Below are 17,002 nucleotides of genomic sequence, written 5' to 3' on the forward strand. Positions count from 1 at the left end.
CCCCACGAACCCTGGTAGTGCCGGCCGCTGGCCGGCAACTCCAAGAACCGGAGGCGGCATCACGCCGCCCCCGGTCGCCTGCCTCAGTACGCGACCCAGGCATCGCGCCAGGCGAAACCGGTGCCCGGGCGATAGGCATCGGCGTTGATGTTGCACCACGCACCTTCCGGGAACGGCCGGCAGGCGTAGAGCTTGCCGTCGGTGCCCTTGACCACGGTTTCGCCCGGCGTGTAGCTGCCGATACCGGCCGGATACACGAAGTCGTAGTCGTCACCCGGCGGCGGATCGACCGGCTCGACCGGGCCCGGCAGGCGGGTATCGATCTGGAACAGGTTGCCCGGCTTCAGGTAGACGCGGTTCTCGGTGGCCGAGGTGACCGGCGTGATCACGCCGTTCCTCATCACGCCCACACGCGCCTGCTGTGCATTGGCGTTGACCTTGCGGGCCAGCGCCAGCGGCCACTGGTTCGCAGCGGTCTGACCTGCGGCCAGGGTGATCTCCGGACGCTCCAGATCATTGCCCTGGGCGTTGAACACGCGCAGCGTCAGGGTGGTGCCCACGTCCAACGCACCGCGGGCGGTGACCGGACCGGCATCCTGCCACTGTGGCGGCGGGATCACGCCACCGCCTCCCTCGAAGCGCACGTCCATGCAGCTGTAGAACGCTTCACCCGAATCCGAACGCTGCCAGGTGTTGTAGATGATGTGCTGGCCCGTGCGCTTGGGCAGCGGGCAGTCCAGCTTGTAGACCTTGCCTTCCGAAATCGGCACGTTGCCCAGCGTGCAGAACTCCTGCAGGTCGGCCCAGCGCAGCGGGCTGCCCGGCTGCCAGCCATGGCGGGTGACGTAGAACTTCCACTCGCGGGTGGCGTGCGGCGCCGGCGCCAGGAATTCGAAGGTGTAACGACCACGCGAATCGGCACGGATCGGAGAGGTCGGCCAGTCGCTGCGGTTCAGGTCGAGGCCGCGGAACTTGCTGTTGCCGCCGCTGCACAACTGGCCATCCGGGACGACCGCCTGGTGATTGCCATGTGCTGCGGCCTGGTTGACGCCATTCCAGTCGTAGAACGGCTGTGCGCCGCCGATCGCCTTGGCTGCGGCGCAGGCGGGGTTGGTCGGGTTCTCGGGATTGCCCTCGTGGCACTGCTTCACGCGACTGAGCGGCTTGGACATGGTGCCGTGGGCGAAAGCGCTGCCGGACAGAGCCAGGCCAGCGATGGCGGACAGTGCGAGGACGGTCCGGTGGGACAGATGCATGCAGGAACTCCTTTGGGAGGGAAGACGTCCCGTGGAGTTTTGAGTGATGTCTGCGCGACCACCATCGGATGTGTACGAAAGCCGCGGTTGTGGCACCGCATCTGCAACCGAGCGCTCAGATCGCGGCGGCTGGTGGAGGCGGTGCCGCAGCACCGCCTCCACTCTGGGACTCAGTACGGCACCCACGCATCTCGCCAGGCCGCGCCCACGCCCGGCCGGTAGGCCTCGGCATTGACGTTGCACCATGCACCTTCCGGGAACGGGCGGCAGGCATACAGCTTGCCGTCGCTGCTCTTCACCACGGTCTGGCCCGGCACATAGCTGCCGATGCCCGCCGGGTACACGTGGTCGAAATCACCACCCGGCGATGGCGTACCCGGGTCCGGCACCTGGGTATCGAGCTGGAAGCGGTTGCCGTCCTTCAGGTACACGCGATTGTCGGTGGCCGACGCCGACGGCGTGATCACGCCATTGGCAAGCACGCCCACGCGCGCATGCCGGGCACTGGCATTGACCTTGCGGGCCAGCGCCAAGGGCCATTGCGCGGCCGAGGTCTGGCCGCTGACCAGCGTCGCTTCCACACGTTCGACATCGTTGCCGCTGGCATTGAACACGCGCAGTGCCAGCGTCGTACCGACCGGCAATTCACCGCGGGCGGTGACCGGGCCGGCATCCTGCCATTGCGGTGCCGGCGTCGTACCACCGCCGCTGCCCTCAAAGCGTACGTCCATGCAGGTGTAGAACGCTTCGGTCGAATCCGAGCGCTGCCAGGTGTTGTAGATCACATGCTGGCCGGTGCGCTGCGGCAGCGTGCACTGCAGCTTGTAGGTGCCATCGGCAGAGAGCGGTGTATTGCCCAGCGTGCAGAACTCCTGCAGGTCGGCCCAACGCAACGGGCTGCCCGGTTGCCAGCCGTCGCGGGTGACGAAGAAGCGCCAGTCGCGCGTGGCGTGCGGCGCGGTTGCCTTGAACACGAAGGTGAACTTGCCATTGGCATCGGCGTGGATCGGCGTGGTCTGCCAGTCACTGCGGTTCACGTCCAGGCCGCGGAAGGTGGCATTGTTGCCGCTGCACAGCTTGCCGTCGGGCACCACCGCCTGATGGTTGCCGTTGGCGTTGGCCTGGTTGATGCCGTTCCAGTCGTAGAACGCCTGCGATCCGCCCACCGCTTTCGCGGCGGCGCAGGCCGGGTTGGTCGGGTTCTCCGGATTGCCCTGGAAACAGGCATAGACGCGGCTGACCGGCGTGGTCATGGTGCCGTGGGCAAAAGCATCGCCGGCCAGCAACAGGCCAGCGGCGGCCAATGAAGTAGCCAGCAGCAGCGGTGTGGATTGGAATGACATGGCGCTTCCTTGTGGTCGTCGAAAGAGAGCGGTGACCGCAGAGTTGCGCTGCGCGGCGGACTTTCGGCGGCACCATGGCGAGTATCGAGTTGCGGTGCCGGGTGCGGAACCATGGAAATGCTGATCCGTGACTGTGGGTGTGAAGCCCTTCCCGCGGGCTTCACGTGGGCCTGAACGGATGCGCTGGCGATCACGTGTCCGGCGTGGCAACGATCACGTCGTGGAGATCGGGCTACGTCGGCGCCATGCCGACGCGATCCGCCTGGCACGAGAAGCAGCCGTGGGCCGCGTTGTGCAGCTGCACGAAGGCCACGGCAGGGTCGGCAAACAGCGCGTCCAGCCGAGCGCCGACATCCGTGCCTGCGCTGATCTCGGCGGCCAGCATCAATGCAGCCTGGTCATAGGCGCGCAACGAGATCATCCGGCGCTGCACATACGGGGGCACCTCGCCTGGCGGCAGCACGCAACGGGTCACGCCACGCTGTACGAAGATCGGGCCCGAGGCGTGATACGGCGAGTGCAGGGGCAGGTGCACATGGGACAACAGCAGCAGCTCGCTGCCACCGGGCGGATCGCTCAGGCTGATCCGGCAGGGGTGTCCTCCTGATTCGCCGGCCCAGCGACGCCGGATGCCCAGCGCAGCCAGCGCGGTGTCGCTCTTTTCGAACAGGTGCAGGAACGGGCGGTGGTCGATGCCACCGAGGTACCACGCATGCATGGGCGTCTCCTTGGTTTTCCGCGGATTCTGCGCAGGCACCGGCCGCCGTGCTCGCCGTTTTCAGACCCCGCATCTCATCGGGCCCGGCAGCGCCACGGGGATCGCAGCACAAGGCGCCAAGATGCGCGCGCCGCCCCGGCCGATGAGCGCCGCATGTCCCTGGATGTCCCCACCCTCACCGCGCTTGGCTTCCTGCTCTGCATCGCTGGGGCCATCTGGCCGGAGACGAGGTACTGCGCCACTTCGCTGCATTGATGCAGCACGGTTTGCAGGGCCATGACACGCTGCTGGGCCGCTACGGTGGCGAGGAGTTCTTGCTGGTGCTGGCCGGCAGCGCGCAGGCGGAAGCGATGGCGCGGGCTGCGGCGATCCGTACCGCTCTGCAGCAGAAGCCGGCGCGGCTGGCCACCGGGCCGGTGACGTTCACTGCCAGCATCGGCCTGGCGATGGACGACGGCCAGGGCGAGCTGTCCACGCTGCTGGCAGCGGCAGACGCGGCGCTGTACCGGGCCAAGGCCGCCGGCCGCGATCGCCTGGCCTGCGCCACGCCGGCGGAGATTTCGCGTCTGCCCATCGCCGACGACGCCGTGCCCGTGTAAGTTGAGTCACATCTTCCGCGGCAGCCCGTCGTGGTTGCCAGGAACGTCCTCCAGGGGAAACGAGCACGATGCAAAGACACCACCTCGCGTTGGCCGCAATGTTGGCCAGCCTGATGCTTGCCGGTTGCAGCCAGTCACCGTCACCCGGCGCCGAAGGCGCCAGCGATGCACCCAGCCGCCGTTTCGGCACGATCGACTTCCAGCCCTGCACGCTGTCCACGGTAGGTGCCAGTGCCAACGTGGAAGCGCAGTGCGCCACCCTGCAGGTGCCGGAGGACCGGGCCCAGCCCGCTGGCCGGCGCATCGGCCTGCGCATCGCCTGGCTGGAATCGGGCAGCAGCGGCTCCAGCCAGCCCGACCCGGTGTTCTTCCTGGCCGGTGGCCCCGGCCAGGCCGCCAGCGAAGTGGCCGTCATCGTCGATACCGCGCTGCGCCAGGTGCGCAAGCAGCGGGACATCTTCCTGGTCGACCAGCGCGGCACCGGCGGCTCCAACCCGCTCAGCTGCCTCGGCGCGGACGGAAAGGAACTGCCGATGGACGAGGACGCGGCGCCCTCCGAGGCCTTGCTGCGCGACTATGCCCAGCGATGCGCGGCTTCCCTGCAGGGACGTGCGGACGCACGTTTCTACACCACCACCGAAGCCATTGCCGACCTGGACGCGGTCCGCCAGGCCTTGGGCGTGGACCGGGTCAATCTGATCGGTGCGTCCTACGGCACCCGCGTGGCCCAGCGCTATGCGGGTACCTATCCACAGCACACCCGCAGCATCGTCATCGATGGCGTGGTGCCGAATGAGCTGGTGGTGGGCGGCGATTTCGCCAGGACGTTCGAAGACGCGATCGCCCTGCAGTCGGCGCAGTGCCGCAAGGACGCTGCCTGCAGCAGGCGCTTCCCGACCGATACCCGTGCGCAGCTGCGCAGCGTGGTCGAGACCCTGCGCCGTGCACCGGTTCCGGTCGAGTATCGCGATCCTGGCACCTACGACACCCGGAAGGATGTGCTGACACCGGACAGCGTGGTGGGCCTGGCTTTTGCGTTTTCCTACGTACCCCAGTACGCCTCATTGCTGCCGCTGGTTCTTGATGAAGCCGCGCACGGCCGCTACGCGCCGCTCGCCTCGCTGGCGCGCGGTGCGAACCGCAGCATGGATTTCCAGATCAACCGTGGCATGCACTGGTCGGTGATCTGCAGCGAAGACGCGCCGCGCTACCAGGCGCCGGCCGAGGATCCCGGGCGCCTGTTCGGCAACGACGTGGCAAGTTCCTTCTTTGCCGCCTGCCCGGCATGGCCGCACCGACCGGCACCGGCAGCCAATGCCGTGCCGCTGCGCAGTGACGTACCGGCGCTGCTGTTGTCTGGTGAACTGGACCCGGTGACCCCGCCGCGCTATGCCGAGCAGGTCCTCAAGGGCCTGCCCAATGGACGCGCGCTGGTCGCCCGTGGCCAGGGCCACGGCACGCTGACCGCCGGCTGCATGCCGCGCCTGCTCGGCCAGTTCATCGACACGACCGATGCCAAGGCGCTGGATGCCGGCTGCCTGGACACGCTGAGCTACGTGCCAGCGTTCACCTCGTTCAACGGATGGGAACCATGATCGTCGCCGACAACCTGCACAAGGCCTTCGACACCCGCACCGGCCGTATCCAGGCCGTGTCCAATGTCGGCTTCCGCGCCGAGGATGGCCGCATCACCGGCCTGCTGGGGCCCAATGGTGCTGGCAAGACCACCACCATGCGCATGCTGTACACGCTGATGACCCCCGACCAGGGCAGCATCAGCGTCGATGGTGTCGATGCTGCGCGCAATCCGGTGGAAGTGCGTCGCCATCTCGGCGTGCTGCCCGACGCGCGTGGCGTCTACAAGCGCCTGACCGCGCGTGAGAACATCGCCTACTTCGGCGAACTGCATGGCCTGTCGGCCGAGCGCATCCGCGAGCGCATCGAGGTGCTGTCGCACGCGCTGGACATGGGGGACATCCTCGACCGCCAGACCGATGGCTTCTCGCAGGGCCAGCGCACCAAGACCGCGATCGCCCGCGCACTGGTGCACGACCCGCGCAACGTCATTCTCGATGAACCGACCAACGGCCTGGACGTGATGACCACCCGCGCACTGCGCCGCTTCCTGCTGGGCCTGCGCGAAGAAGGCCGCTGCGTGATCCTGTCCAGCCACATCATGCAGGAGGTGGCCGCGCTGTGCGATCACATCGTGATCATCGCCAAGGGCACGGTGATGGCCGCCGGCAGCGCCGATGAACTGCGCGCGCAGTCCGGCGAATCCAACCTGGAGGATGCGTTCGTGAAACTGATCGGCAGCGAAGAGGGCCTGCACGCATGAGCATGATGTCGACCCTGATGACGGTGATGCGCAAGGAGCTGCGTGACCTGTCGCGCGACCGCCGTACGCTGGCGCTGACCCTGCTGTTCGGGCCGCTGCTGTACCCGCTGCTGATCCTGGGCATGGGCAAGCTGTCCGAAAGCCGCGTGCGCACGCAGATCGAGCAGCCGCTGCAGATTCCCACCATCGGCGCCGAACATGCGCCGAACCTGGTGCGCTTCCTGGCTGCCCAGGGCCTGAATACCGCTGCTGCGCCGAAGGACCTGGCCGAGGCCATCCGTTCGCAGGACATCGACGTGGCGCTGCGCATCAGCCCGGACTTCGGCAGGGACTGGGCCGATGGCAAGCCAGCGCTGGTGGAGGTGATCAGTGACAGCACACGACGTGCCGCCGAGGTGCCCACTGCGCGCCTGCAGGCGGCGTTGGCCACGTACAACGGGCAGGTAGGGGCGCTGCGGCTGATGGCGCGGGGCATCGACGCCCAGGTCGCACGGCCGCTGGACGTGGCCAGCCAGGACATGGCCAGTGCCGAAGCCAAGCGTGGCCTGATGCTGTCGGCGTTGTTGCCGATCCTGCTGACCCTCACCTCGTTCCTCGGTGGTGCCTACCTGGTAATGGACACCACCGCCGGCGAGCGTGAGCGGCAGTCGCTGGAGCCGCTGCTGGCCACGCCGGGGTCGCGCAGTGCCATTGTCAGCGGCAAGATCGCCGCCGCCTGCATGGTCGGCTTTGCGTCGCTGCTGTTGACCCTGGCCGCGTTCAAGGTGAGCGCGCAGATCGCCCCCGGCAACATCGGCCGCCAGCTCAACATGAACATCATGGCGATGGTGCAGATGCTGCTGGTGATGCTGCCGATGCTGCTGATCGGCACCTCGCTGCTGACCTTCCTGGCCGCAGCGGCCAAGAGCATGAAGGAAGCGCAGAGCCACATGACCTGGTTGATGCTTCTGCCGATGCTGCCGGGCTATGCGCTGATTGCCTACCCGGTGAAGAGCCAGCTGTGGCAGTACGCCGTGCCGTTCCTGTCGCAGAACCAGATGCTGCTGAAGGTGATCCGCCACGAGACCATCACACCGGCGGTCTGGGCCATCTATCTCGGCGCCAGCCTCGGCCTGGCCGCCGTGCTGTGGTTCGCCGCCGTGCGCCGTTATCACAACGAGCGCCTGGCCATCTCCGGCTGACCGCAGAGATAGCGCTGGGCTGTGCCCGGCGGATATGAAACGAGGCCCGGTCATGCCGGGCCTCGTTGTTTTCAGCACTGCTTTGCTTGCCAAGTGCCGAAGCGCTGCGCAATCACCGGCGCCAGGCGGTCGAAGTTTTCCCAGGTATCGGCGACGTGGTACAGCGAAGGGAGATCATCTGCCAGCAACTCAATGTAGTCATCGGGATAAACGGCATCATCAGCTTGGTAGTACTCCAGCGTGAATGCATTCGCCTCATCGTTGATCATTTCATCAAGGAACTTGCCATCACACACCAGCAGGAACTGACCGGGTGTCATTGCACGCCGGGTCAAGGCTCCCAGCTCCTCCTGCATGTCATCCAACAGCTCTTCGCCTGCCATCCCCCGTAGCAGCAGCCACGCCAGATACATTCCGATGTGGGTAGCGCCTGCCTCAGGGGAGAGATCGGCAGGGAAGTCGCCGTCAGAGTGCCAGCTGGCGTCGTCGTACTTCATATGGGTGCGTCTATGGACCAACGGGCAGGTTAGGTCGCGAAGATATACAGCGCGAGTGTTGATTGCGTCACTCCACGCTATACCGCGCAGGCGTCACCCCCATCTCGCGCTTGAACACGGCGATGAAGGCGCTGGGCGTGTCGTACCCCATCGACAGCGCGACGCTGATCACCGGCTCGCCGGACAGCAGGCGTGGCAGCGCCAGCAGCACCCGCAGGCGTTGCCGCCACTGGCTCAGCGTCATGCCGGTCTCGGCCAGCCAGTGGCGGGCCAGGCTGCGGCCGGACAGGCCACTGCTGGCGGCCCAGTCCTCGACGCTGCGGTTGTCGTGCGGCGCGCGAGCCAGCGCGGCGGCGATCCGGCCCAGGCGCCGGTCACGCGGTTGTGGCAGGGCCAGCGGCAGCGGCGTGCTGGCGGCAATCTCATCGGCGATCACGCCGGCCAGGCGTGCCTGCGCAGCATCCAGTGGCGCATGGGGCCATTGCAGCGCACGTGCTGTCGCCGCCTGCAGCAGCGCATTGGGCTGGAAGATGCGTGGTGTGGCGGGCAGACCCAGGCAGGCCTCCGCGTTGAAGTACAGGCTCCAGCCATTGAACCCGTCTGCGCCCAGCAGCGCGTGGGGCAGCAAGGGCGGTATCCAGGCGACGTGACCTGCGGGCAGCAGCCAGTGCAGGTCGTCGGCGGCGATCCGCAGCAGCCCCTGGTGCGCACCCAGCAGCTGCCCACGCGCATGCCGGTGGCGGGCCGTGCGACGCTTGCCGAGCTGGTGCAGCCGGGCCGCCAGCACCGCCGGTCCATCGGTGGCATCGGCCAGCGCGGGGTCGAGCAATGGAGGAGTTGTCTGATCTGCCATATCCATTGGCAGTTATACGGCAGAAGCGTCGCGTCCGGGCCCCGACACTGGGGCCCACTTCAACGGAGCGCTTCCCCATGCAGCCACACGACATCCTCCCCGACCATCAGAACGACGTGCAGGTGAACGGCCTCACCGTGCGCAAGGGCAGTGTCGGCGCCTTCCTGGCCAGCGTCCGTGACTGGCAGGATCCCGCCAGCGATGTTGCCACCCGTTCCGCTGCCGAAGCCGACCTGCGTGCGCTGCTGCCGGGCCTGCACGCGCTGGGCCTGTTCCAGGTGCTGACGGCGCGCGATCCGGCACTGCAACACCTGATCGATGGAGTGGCCTGAAACGGACAAGGCCCGGACATGCCGGGCCTTGGCGTCATTGCAGGGGCAGAAACGACTTAATCCCCTCCGTCCCCTTTTTCGTTCAGTTGTTGCCCGGCGCGAACACCAGCGTACGGCGGGTGGTCACCGGCGCGCTGACCGGCTCGAAGCGCCAACGCTTGACCGCGTTCAGGGCTTCACGGTCGAACACGCGTCCCGGCGTCGCGCGCAGCACGCGAGCGTTCACCACCGAGCCGTCAGTGCCGACGGTGATCTCCACCAGCACTTCGCCGGAGGTTCCCGAACGCAGCGCTTCGCCCGGATAGCGCGGCGCCGGTGTGCTGACCGGGCGCAGGGTGGGCGCTGCCGGTGCGGCGGCCTGGCGTGCGGCGCTGGCCTGCTGGGCGGCAGCCTGCTGCTGCTTCTGCTCGGCCTCGCGGCGGGCGGCGGCCTGGCGCTCGGCTTCCTGGCGCTCGTTGTCGCGGCGCGCGGCATCCTGCTGCGCGGCAATCTGCTTGGCGGCGTCGGCTTCCTTGGCGCGCTGCTCGCTCAGGCGCTGCTGCTCGGTCTGCTGCTTGCTGCGGTCCTCGGCGTCCTTCTTGGCCTTCTCGGCTTCCGCTTCGGTGCGCTTGGCTGCGTTCTGCACGCCCTTGGCCAGGCCGTCCTTCAGGCGCGGCAGGGCCGGCGCGGATGCATCCACCTTCTCGATCAGTGCCACCAGGCGCTGCGCTTCGGTGTAGTCCTCGCGGCCCAGGTGTTGCTCGGCGGCGATCAGGGTGTACGGCAGCAGGTCGGTCAGTGCGCTCTTCACCGAGGCGTCGTCCGGCGTCTTGTCACGCAGGGCGAGGTAGTACTCGATGGCGTTGTCGCCGGCCGGTGCATACATGCGGTTCTCGCGCAGCGCCTGGCTGGCCGACTCGCGCAGCTGCTCGGTGCCCATGGACTGCACCGTGGCAGCAACCGCCGGTGCGGCGGGTGCGGCAGCGGCAGGCGCCGTGGCGGCAGCAGGCGCTGCGGATTCTTCCTTGCCCGAGCAGGCGGCCAGTGCCAGTGCCAGGGCAACCGGCAGCCACCGGCGCGCGGCGGTGATCGTTGAGACGTGCGACATCCTGCTCCCCTCTAGAAGACGACGTGACGTAAATCATTGATACGCATGGCCGGGACCTGCGGTCCGGGCGCGGCAGGGTGACGTTTCCCGACGCCACCGCCGGCAACGGCGAGGGTGCAATCTAGCATCCCGGCCACCGCCGCGCACAAGGGACGGTGGCCGGAATGAGGCAGCGGCGGTCAAGCCGCTGGCGGCGGCGACCTCAGTGGTCGTGTGCCTTGTCGTGCGACCTGCTGTGGCTGTTGGACATCAGCTTGTCGGTCCAGGCGATGCCGATCGCCGACAGGATGAACACGCAGTGGATGATGGTCTGCCACAGCACGCCATCCTGGGTCAGCATCGAGCAGCGGGCGACACCGATGTTGGCAGCGGCCACGCTCATTTGCTCCGGCGTGCACAGCGGGATGCCGCCAAGCGCACCGCTGGCGATGAAGGTCTTCAGCAGGTGGATCGAGGAGATGCCGATGATCGCCATCGCCAGCTTCACCTTCAGCACGCTGGCATTGACGTGGCTCAGCCATTCCGGCTGGTCCGGGTGGCCTTCCAGGCGCAGGCGCGAGACGAAGGTCTCGTAGCCGCCGACGATCACCATCACCAGCAGGTTGGAGATCATCACCACGTCGATCAGGCCCAGCACGATCAGCATGATCTGCTGCTCGCCCATCGACACCGAGTGCGAGATCAGGTGCCACAGTTCCTTGCCGAACAGGAACACGTAGACGCACTGCGCCACGATCAGGCCCAGGTACAGCGGCAGCTGCAGCCAGCGCGAGGCGAAGATCAGCGTGGACAAGGGGGAGAGCGGCGGGCGGTTTGCACTCATGCGAGGGATGCTGCGTTGCGGGGGAGAGGCGAGGTTACCGGCCCGCCATGACGGTGCCAACCCAACTCACGCACTAGACTTCAGGTTCCTTTCCGCACCCCGAGCCGCCGCCATGATCGACCTGTATTACTGGCCCACCCCGAACGGCCACAAAGTGACCCTGCTGTTGGAGGAAGCCGGCCTGGAGTACCGCATCCACCCGGTCAACATCGGCTCGGGCGACCAGTTCAAGCCGGAATTCCTGGCGATCTCGCCGAACAACAAGATGCCGGCCATCGTCGACCAGGCACCGGCCGATGGCGGTGCTCCGCAGAGCGTGTTCGAGTCCGGCGCGATCCTGCTGTACCTGGCCGAGAAGACCGGCCAGTTCCTGCCCAGCGACCCGCGCGGCCGCGTCACCACCCTGGAATGGCTGTTCTGGCAGATGGCCGGCCTGGGTCCCATGAGCGGCCAGATGGGCCACTTCAACGTCTACGCGCCGGAGAAGATCCCGTATGCCATCGAGCGCTACGACAACGAAGTGCGCCGGCTGCACGGCGTGATGGACAAGCGTCTGACCCAGCATGCCTTCCTGGCCGGTGACGAATACACCATCGCCGACATGGCCAGCTACCCGTGGGTCGGCGCCTACGACAAGCTGCCGGTGGACTTCGCTTCCTTCCCGAACCTCAAGCGCTGGCACGAGACGATTGCCGCGCGCCCGGCCACCCAGCGCGCCTATGCGCTGCGCCAGCAGGTGAACCCGAACGCCGGCAAGCCGCTCAGCGACGAAGAGCGCAAGCACCTGTTCGGCCAGCGCTGACCCCGGCAGGCGGCCCCGGAGGGTCGGATCCCTTTGCAGCGCAAAGGGCGCTGACCCTCCAGTGCGCCGCCATGGGCAGAAGGTCATGCTGCCTTCCCGCACGGGCTTGGTTAGGATGGAGGAACGACCGCCCCGCGCCTGCCGCCGGGCGGACCTGCCGTTTGCCGGGATCCTCCATGCGCCACCTGTTCGCTTCGCTTGCCCTCATGCTCGCCACCAGTACCGCCGCCCACGCCGAAAAGCTGACCCTGGAGGCCATCACCGGCCCGCTGCCGCTGTCCGGCCCGACCCTGATGAAGCCCAAGGTGGCGCCGGACGGTTCGCAGGTCAGTTTCCTGCGCGGCAAGGACAGCGATCGCAACCAGCTGGATCTGTGGACCTACGACATCGGCAGTGGCCAGACCCGGTTGCTGGTTGATTCCAAGGTGGTGCTGCCCGGCACCGAGACCCTCAGCGATGAGGAAAAGGCGCGCCGCGAGCGCCAGCGCATCGCCGCCATGACCGGCATCGTCGATTACCAGTGGGCGCCGGACGCACAGCGCCTGCTGTTCCCGTTGGGCGGCGAGCTGTACCTGTACGACCTCAAGCAGCAGGGCGCGGCGGCCGTGCGCCAGCTGACCCACGGTGAGGGCTTCGCCACCGACGCCAAGCTGTCGCCCAAGGGCGGCTTCGTCAGCTTCATCCGCGGCCGCAACCTGTGGGTGATCGACCTGGCCAGCGGCAGGCAGCTGCAGCTGACCCGCGACGGCAGCACCACCATCGGCAACGGCGTTGCCGAGTTCGTCGCCGATGAAGAAATGGACCGCCACACCGGCTACTGGTGGGCACCGGACGATTCGGCCATCGCCTTCGCCCGCATCGACGAGGCACCGGTGCCGGTGCAGAAGCGCTACGAGGTCTACGCCGACCGCACCGATGTGATCGAACAGCGTTACCCGGCCGCCGGCGACGCCAACGTGCGCGTGCAGCTGGGCGTGATCGCACCGGCTTCCGGCGCGCAGCCGCGCTGGGTCGATCTGGGCAAGGAACAGGACATCTACCTGGCCCGCGTCGATTGGCGCGATGCGCAGCACCTGAGCTTCCAGCGCCAGTCGCGTGACCAGAAGCAGCTGGACCTGGTGGAAGTGGCACTCGACTCCAACCGCCAGCGCGTGCTCGCCCACGAAACCAGCCCGACCTGGGTGCCGCTGCACAACAGCCTGCGTTTCCTCGACGATGGCAGCGTGCTGTGGTCGTCCGAACGCACCGGCTTCCAGCACCTGTACCGCATCGACAGCAAGGGCAAGGCCACCGCGCTGACCCACGGCAACTGGCCGGTGGACGAACTGCTGGCGGTCGATGAAAAGGCCGGCAAGGCCTACTTCCGCGCCGGCATCGAGACCTCGCGCGAAAGCCAGATCTACGCGGTGTCGCTGCAGGGCGGTGAGCCGCAGCGCCTGTCGAAGGCGCCGGGCATGCACAGCGCCAGCTTCGCCCGCAACGCCAGCGTCTACGTGGACAGCTGGTCCAACAGCACCACGCCGCCGCAGATCGAACTGTTCCGCGCCAATGGCGAGAAGATCGCCACCCTGCTCGAGAACGACCTGGCCGATCCCAAGCATCCGTATGCGCGCTACCGCGATGCGCAGCGCCCGGTGGAATTCGGCACGTTGATGGCCGCCGACGGCAAGACCCCGCTGAACTACAGCCTGATCAAGCCGGCCGGCTTCGATCCGTCCAAGCGCTACCCGGTGGCCGTGTACGTCTATGGTGGCCCGGCCAGCCAGACCGTCACCGACAGCTGGCCCGGCCGTGGCGACCACCTGTTCAACCAGTACCTGGCCCAGCAGGGCTACGTGGTGTTCTCGCTGGACAACCGTGGCACCCCGCGCCGTGGCCGCGACTTCGGTGGTGCGCTGTATGGCAAGCAGGGCACGGTGGAAGTGACCGACCAGCTGCGCGGCGTGGCCTGGCTGAAGCAGCAACCGTGGGTGGACCCGGCGCGCATCGGTGTGCAGGGCTGGTCCAACGGTGGCTACATGACCCTGATGCTGCTGGCCAAGGCCTCGAACCAGTACGCCTGTGGCGTGGCCGGCGCGCCGGTCACCGACTGGGGCCTGTACGACAGCCACTACACCGAACGCTACATGGATCTGCCGGCGCGCAATGAAGCGGGTTACCGAGAAGCGCGCGTGCTGACCCATATCGACGGCCTGCGCTCGCCGCTGCTGCTGATCCACGGCATGGCCGACGACAACGTGCTGTTCACCAATTCAACCAGCCTGATGAGCGCGTTGCAGAAGCGTGCGCAGCCGTTCGAGTTGATGACCTACCCGGGTGCCAAGCATGGCCTGTCCGGCGCCGATGCCCTGCATCGCTACCGCGTGGCCGAAGCCTTCCTGGGACGTTGCCTCAAGCCCTGATCCAGCAACGGGAAGGAGCCCGCCGATGACCCTGCCACCGCCGATTCCCGCCCATGACCCGGCATCCGCCGGTTGGTGGTGCCGCCACTGGCGCTGGGCGATGCCGTTGATGGTGGTGCTGGTGCTGGGTGGTGCAGGGGGCGTGGTGACCTGGAGCGTGCTGCGCTGGAGCGAGGCGGCACGCGAGAGCCCGCCGATGCGCGAGGCGCTGCGACGCGCGGGCTGCAGTATTGAACTGGTGGAAGCGTTCGGTGAGCCGTTGAACATCGAGTCGATGCCGCTGGGCAGCATGCAGACGGCGATCAACGGCCAGCGTGATGTCGGCCTGACCGTAGCCCTGGAAGGACCGCATGCGCACGGGCGGTTGTTCGTGCAGGGTACCCGTCGCGATGACGTGTGGGACTACCCGGTGATGTATGTGTTGGGCGAGGACAAGCAGACCTTCGACCTGACGGCGCTGGATGACGACGAGGCCGCGCAGGAGTGCGAGCTGAAGGCCTGCCGTGATCGCGGCGAATGCCCGCTGACCGCCGTGCTCTGACCTCCGAGCGCAGGCGACTGCGGGACGTCGACTGGGTAGAGTCGACCGGGTAGGGTCGACCGGGTAGAGTCGACCGGGTAGAGTCTACCGGGTAGAGTCGACTGTCAGTCGACTGCTCTTCGATCAGACAGCGAAAACCCCCGCGCTGCGCGCGATAGTCGACTGACAGTCGACTCTACCCCCGCCAGGTTTCCGCGGAGCCCGGCTGCACAACCAGCCCGCCATGACTTCCCGCCGATTGTCGCCATCGCCGTGAGCGCGTAGGGTGCGGGCAACCCTTTGCTGGAGTGTCCCATGAAGCCGATTGCGCTCGCCGTTGCCCTGGCCCTGACTGCCGCACCGCTGCTGTCCGCACCACCGGCGCTGGCGGCACCCTCCGCCAAGGCCGCCACCCCGGCCAGCCCGGCCTGGGTCGCCCGCAGCAATGCGCTGGCGCAGATTCTGCTGGACGCCCAGGGCCCGTTCCAGCCGGAGGAAACCGGCTTCTTCGGCGTGCCCGGCTACGACGACAAGGTGGCCGATCTCGGCCCGGACAACGGCAAGCGCTACCGCGCTGCCATGGCCAAGGCACGTGACGAACTGAAGGCAAAGCTGGCCGTCGAGAAGGATCCCAATGTCCGCCAGGACCTGGAGATCATGATCCACGCCGCCAGCCAGAACATCGAAGGCAGCGAGCTCAACGAGAAGTACCTGCTGCCGTGGAGCGATGCGCCGCAGACCGTGTTCAGCGGCCTCAACCTGCTGCTGTCCGACCAGGTGCCGGTCGAGCGCCGGGCCAAGGCGGTCGACCGCCTCAAGGCCTATGCCGGCCTGCAGCCGGGCGGCACCGCCTTCACCACGCTGGCGCGCCAGCGCTACGAGGAACGGCTGAAGGACAGCAGCCTGTTGCAGCCGACGAAGATTGAAGTGCAGCAGTCGCTGGACAACGTCGAGACCTACATCACCGGTATCGAGTCGCTGCTGAAGAAGTACCAGATTGCCGGCGCCGATGAAGCAATGAAGGCGCTGGCCGGGCAGATGAAGGACTACGCCGCCTGGACCCGCAAGGAGGTACTGCCGAAGGCACGTGCCGACGCACGCCTGCCGGCGCCGTTGTACGCCTACCAGCTCAAGCAGGTCGGCATCGACATCGACCCGAAGCTGCTGATGCAGCGCGCGCAGCTGGAGTTCATGGAAACCCGCTCGGCGATGCAGCAGCTGGCACCGCTGGTGGTGAAGGACAAGGGGCTGAAGGTGGCCGACCCGAGCGATCCGGTGGCGGTGATCCGCGCGCTGAAGGCCGACAAGATCGCCGACGACCATCTGGAAGGTCACTATCGCAAGGTGATCGATGCGATCGATCCGCTGATCCGCGAGCACGCCATCGTCGACGTGCCCAAGCGCGCCATGCAGATGCGCCTGGGCTCGGCCGCCGAGAGCGCGGCCAGCCCGGCCCCGCACTTCCTGCCGGCCCCGCTGGTCAACAACACCGGGCAGCAGGGCACCTTCGTGCTGCCGCTGGGCAACCCGGCAGCGGGCCCGGGCGCGCAGTACGACGACTTCAACTTCGGTGCGGCAGCATGGACGCTGAGCGCGCATGAAGGCCGCCCCGGCCACGAGCTGCAGTTCACCGCGATGGTCGAGCGTGGTGTGTCGCTGGCACGCACCATGTTCGCGTTCAATTCGGTGAACGTGGAAGGCTGGGCGCTGTACGCCGAAGCCGAGATGGTGCCGTACGAGCCGCTGGACGGGCAGATGATCGCCCTGCAGTTCCGCCTGCTGCGCGCCGCGCGCGCGATGCTCGACCCGATGCTCAACCTCGGCCTGACCGACCGTGCCAACGGCGAGCGCGTGCTGATGGAGCAGGTCGGCCTGTCCAAGGCGATGGCCACCCAGGAACTGGACCGCTACATGGTGCGGATGCCGGGCCAGGCCGGTAGCTACTTCTACGGCTACACCCGCATCCTGGAACTGCGCATGCAGACGGAACTGGCGCTGGGTGCGAACTTCGACCGCCTGGCGTTCAACAACTTCCTGCTCGACCAGGGCCTGCTGCCGCCGGACCAGCTGGCCGACGCGGTGAACAAGGTGTTCGTGCCGAAGTACAAGCGCTGAACACCCTCCGGTAGTGCCGGCCGCTGGCCGGCAACCGGTGTTGGTAGATGCCGACCTTGGTCGGCGCTGTGGGTTCGTGCCAACCAAGGTTGGCACCCACCAGAGCGATGTGTTGGCTGTTGCAGGGATGTGCCGG

16 protein-coding genes are annotated in these 17,002 nt (G+C 67.4%); 9 read left to right on the plus strand and 7 right to left on the minus strand.

Annotated features, from left to right (window positions below):
• Positions 1-83: 83 nt before the first annotated feature.
• The 3 genes from O0K41_RS19830 to O0K41_RS19840 all read right to left on the minus strand — a co-directional run bounded on the left by O0K41_RS19830 (position 84) and on the right by O0K41_RS19840 (position 3,317).
• Positions 84-1,256 carry a lytic polysaccharide monooxygenase gene (locus tag O0K41_RS19830; protein WP_164222339.1) on the minus strand — a complete coding sequence of 391 codons (1,173 nt, stop codon included), beginning with the start codon at positions 1,254-1,256 and terminating at the stop codon, positions 84-86.
• 170 nt (positions 1,257-1,426) lie between these two features.
• A complete protein-coding gene (locus tag O0K41_RS19835) occupies positions 1,427-2,599 on the minus strand; it encodes a lytic polysaccharide monooxygenase (RefSeq protein WP_164222337.1) in 1,173 nt (390 codons plus the stop codon).
• 232 nt (positions 2,600-2,831) lie between these two features.
• Positions 2,832-3,317: a DUF1203 domain-containing protein gene (locus O0K41_RS19840; RefSeq protein ID WP_005411563.1), complete on the minus strand. Its 486-nt coding sequence runs from the start codon at positions 3,315-3,317 to the stop codon at positions 2,832-2,834.
• A 215-nt stretch (positions 3,318-3,532) separates the two neighbouring features.
• Here O0K41_RS19840 and O0K41_RS19845 point away from each other — a divergent pair, with 215 nt between their 5' ends.
• From O0K41_RS19845 to O0K41_RS19860, 4 genes are all read left to right on the plus strand, one after another.
• Complete coding sequence (locus O0K41_RS19845; protein WP_275427489.1) at positions 3,533-3,916, plus strand: diguanylate cyclase; 384 nt, start codon at positions 3,533-3,535, stop codon at positions 3,914-3,916.
• 68 nt (positions 3,917-3,984) lie between these two features.
• A complete protein-coding gene (locus O0K41_RS19850; protein WP_088429255.1) occupies positions 3,985-5,511 on the plus strand; it encodes an alpha/beta fold hydrolase in 1,527 nt (508 codons plus the stop codon).
• A complete protein-coding gene (locus tag O0K41_RS19855; protein WP_005411560.1) occupies positions 5,508-6,254 on the plus strand; it encodes an ATP-binding cassette domain-containing protein in 747 nt (248 codons plus the stop codon). Before O0K41_RS19850 ends, O0K41_RS19855 begins: the two co-directional genes overlap by 4 nt.
• On the plus strand, positions 6,251-7,435 hold the full coding sequence (locus O0K41_RS19860) for an ABC transporter permease (protein ID WP_012481564.1): 1,185 nt from the start codon (positions 6,251-6,253) through the stop codon (positions 7,433-7,435). Before O0K41_RS19855 ends, O0K41_RS19860 begins: the two co-directional genes overlap by 4 nt.
• A 71-nt stretch (positions 7,436-7,506) precedes the next feature.
• Here O0K41_RS19860 and O0K41_RS19865 read toward each other — a convergent pair whose 3' ends face one another.
• Positions 7,507-7,932, minus strand: a complete 426-nt coding sequence (locus O0K41_RS19865) for a hypothetical protein (protein ID WP_024958205.1) — start codon at positions 7,930-7,932, stop codon at positions 7,507-7,509.
• Between the two features lie 67 nt (positions 7,933-7,999).
• The gene (locus tag O0K41_RS19870) at positions 8,000-8,785 is read right to left on the minus strand and encodes a helix-turn-helix transcriptional regulator (protein ID WP_164222335.1); all 786 of its coding nucleotides are present in this window, start codon (positions 8,783-8,785) and stop codon (positions 8,000-8,002) included.
• 77 nt (positions 8,786-8,862) lie between these two features.
• Here O0K41_RS19870 and O0K41_RS19875 point away from each other — a divergent pair, with 77 nt between their 5' ends.
• The gene (locus O0K41_RS19875) at positions 8,863-9,117 is read left to right on the plus strand and encodes a hypothetical protein (protein WP_059035827.1); all 255 of its coding nucleotides are present in this window, start codon (positions 8,863-8,865) and stop codon (positions 9,115-9,117) included.
• Positions 9,118-9,199: 82 nt separating this feature from the next.
• On the opposite strand, the gene O0K41_RS19880 is transcribed toward O0K41_RS19875, so the two are convergent.
• Together O0K41_RS19880 and O0K41_RS19885 are read right to left on the minus strand one after the other, a co-directional pair.
• Entirely contained in the window at positions 9,200-10,204 is a 1,005-nt protein-coding gene (locus O0K41_RS19880) for an energy transducer TonB (protein WP_164222333.1), read from the minus strand.
• A gap of 202 nt (positions 10,205-10,406) precedes the next feature.
• Positions 10,407-11,027 (minus strand): TIGR00645 family protein, encoded by a 621-nt coding sequence (locus O0K41_RS19885; RefSeq protein ID WP_012481561.1) that lies wholly within the window; start codon positions 11,025-11,027, stop codon positions 10,407-10,409.
• Between the two features lie 112 nt (positions 11,028-11,139).
• Here O0K41_RS19885 and O0K41_RS19890 point away from each other — a divergent pair, with 112 nt between their 5' ends.
• The 4 genes from O0K41_RS19890 to O0K41_RS19905 all read left to right on the plus strand — a co-directional run bounded on the left by O0K41_RS19890 (position 11,140) and on the right by O0K41_RS19905 (position 16,866).
• On the plus strand, positions 11,140-11,829 hold the full coding sequence (locus tag O0K41_RS19890) for a glutathione binding-like protein (protein WP_164222331.1): 690 nt from the start codon (positions 11,140-11,142) through the stop codon (positions 11,827-11,829).
• A gap of 176 nt (positions 11,830-12,005) precedes the next feature.
• Positions 12,006-14,231: a S9 family peptidase gene (locus tag O0K41_RS19895; RefSeq protein WP_164222329.1), complete on the plus strand. Its 2,226-nt coding sequence runs from the start codon at positions 12,006-12,008 to the stop codon at positions 14,229-14,231.
• A 25-nt stretch (positions 14,232-14,256) separates the two neighbouring features.
• Complete coding sequence (locus tag O0K41_RS19900; protein WP_005414826.1) at positions 14,257-14,772, plus strand: cytochrome c oxidase assembly factor Coa1 family protein; 516 nt, start codon at positions 14,257-14,259, stop codon at positions 14,770-14,772.
• 294 nt (positions 14,773-15,066) lie between these two features.
• Positions 15,067-16,866 (plus strand): DUF885 domain-containing protein, encoded by a 1,800-nt coding sequence (locus O0K41_RS19905; protein WP_099527029.1) that lies wholly within the window; start codon positions 15,067-15,069, stop codon positions 16,864-16,866.
• Positions 16,867-17,002: the final 136 nt, after the last annotated feature.

The sequence above is a fragment of the Stenotrophomonas sp. Sm2128 genome (assembly GCF_030985535.1).
In the GTDB taxonomy this organism is placed as follows: Bacteria; Pseudomonadota; Gammaproteobacteria; order Xanthomonadales; family Xanthomonadaceae; genus Stenotrophomonas; species Stenotrophomonas maltophilia.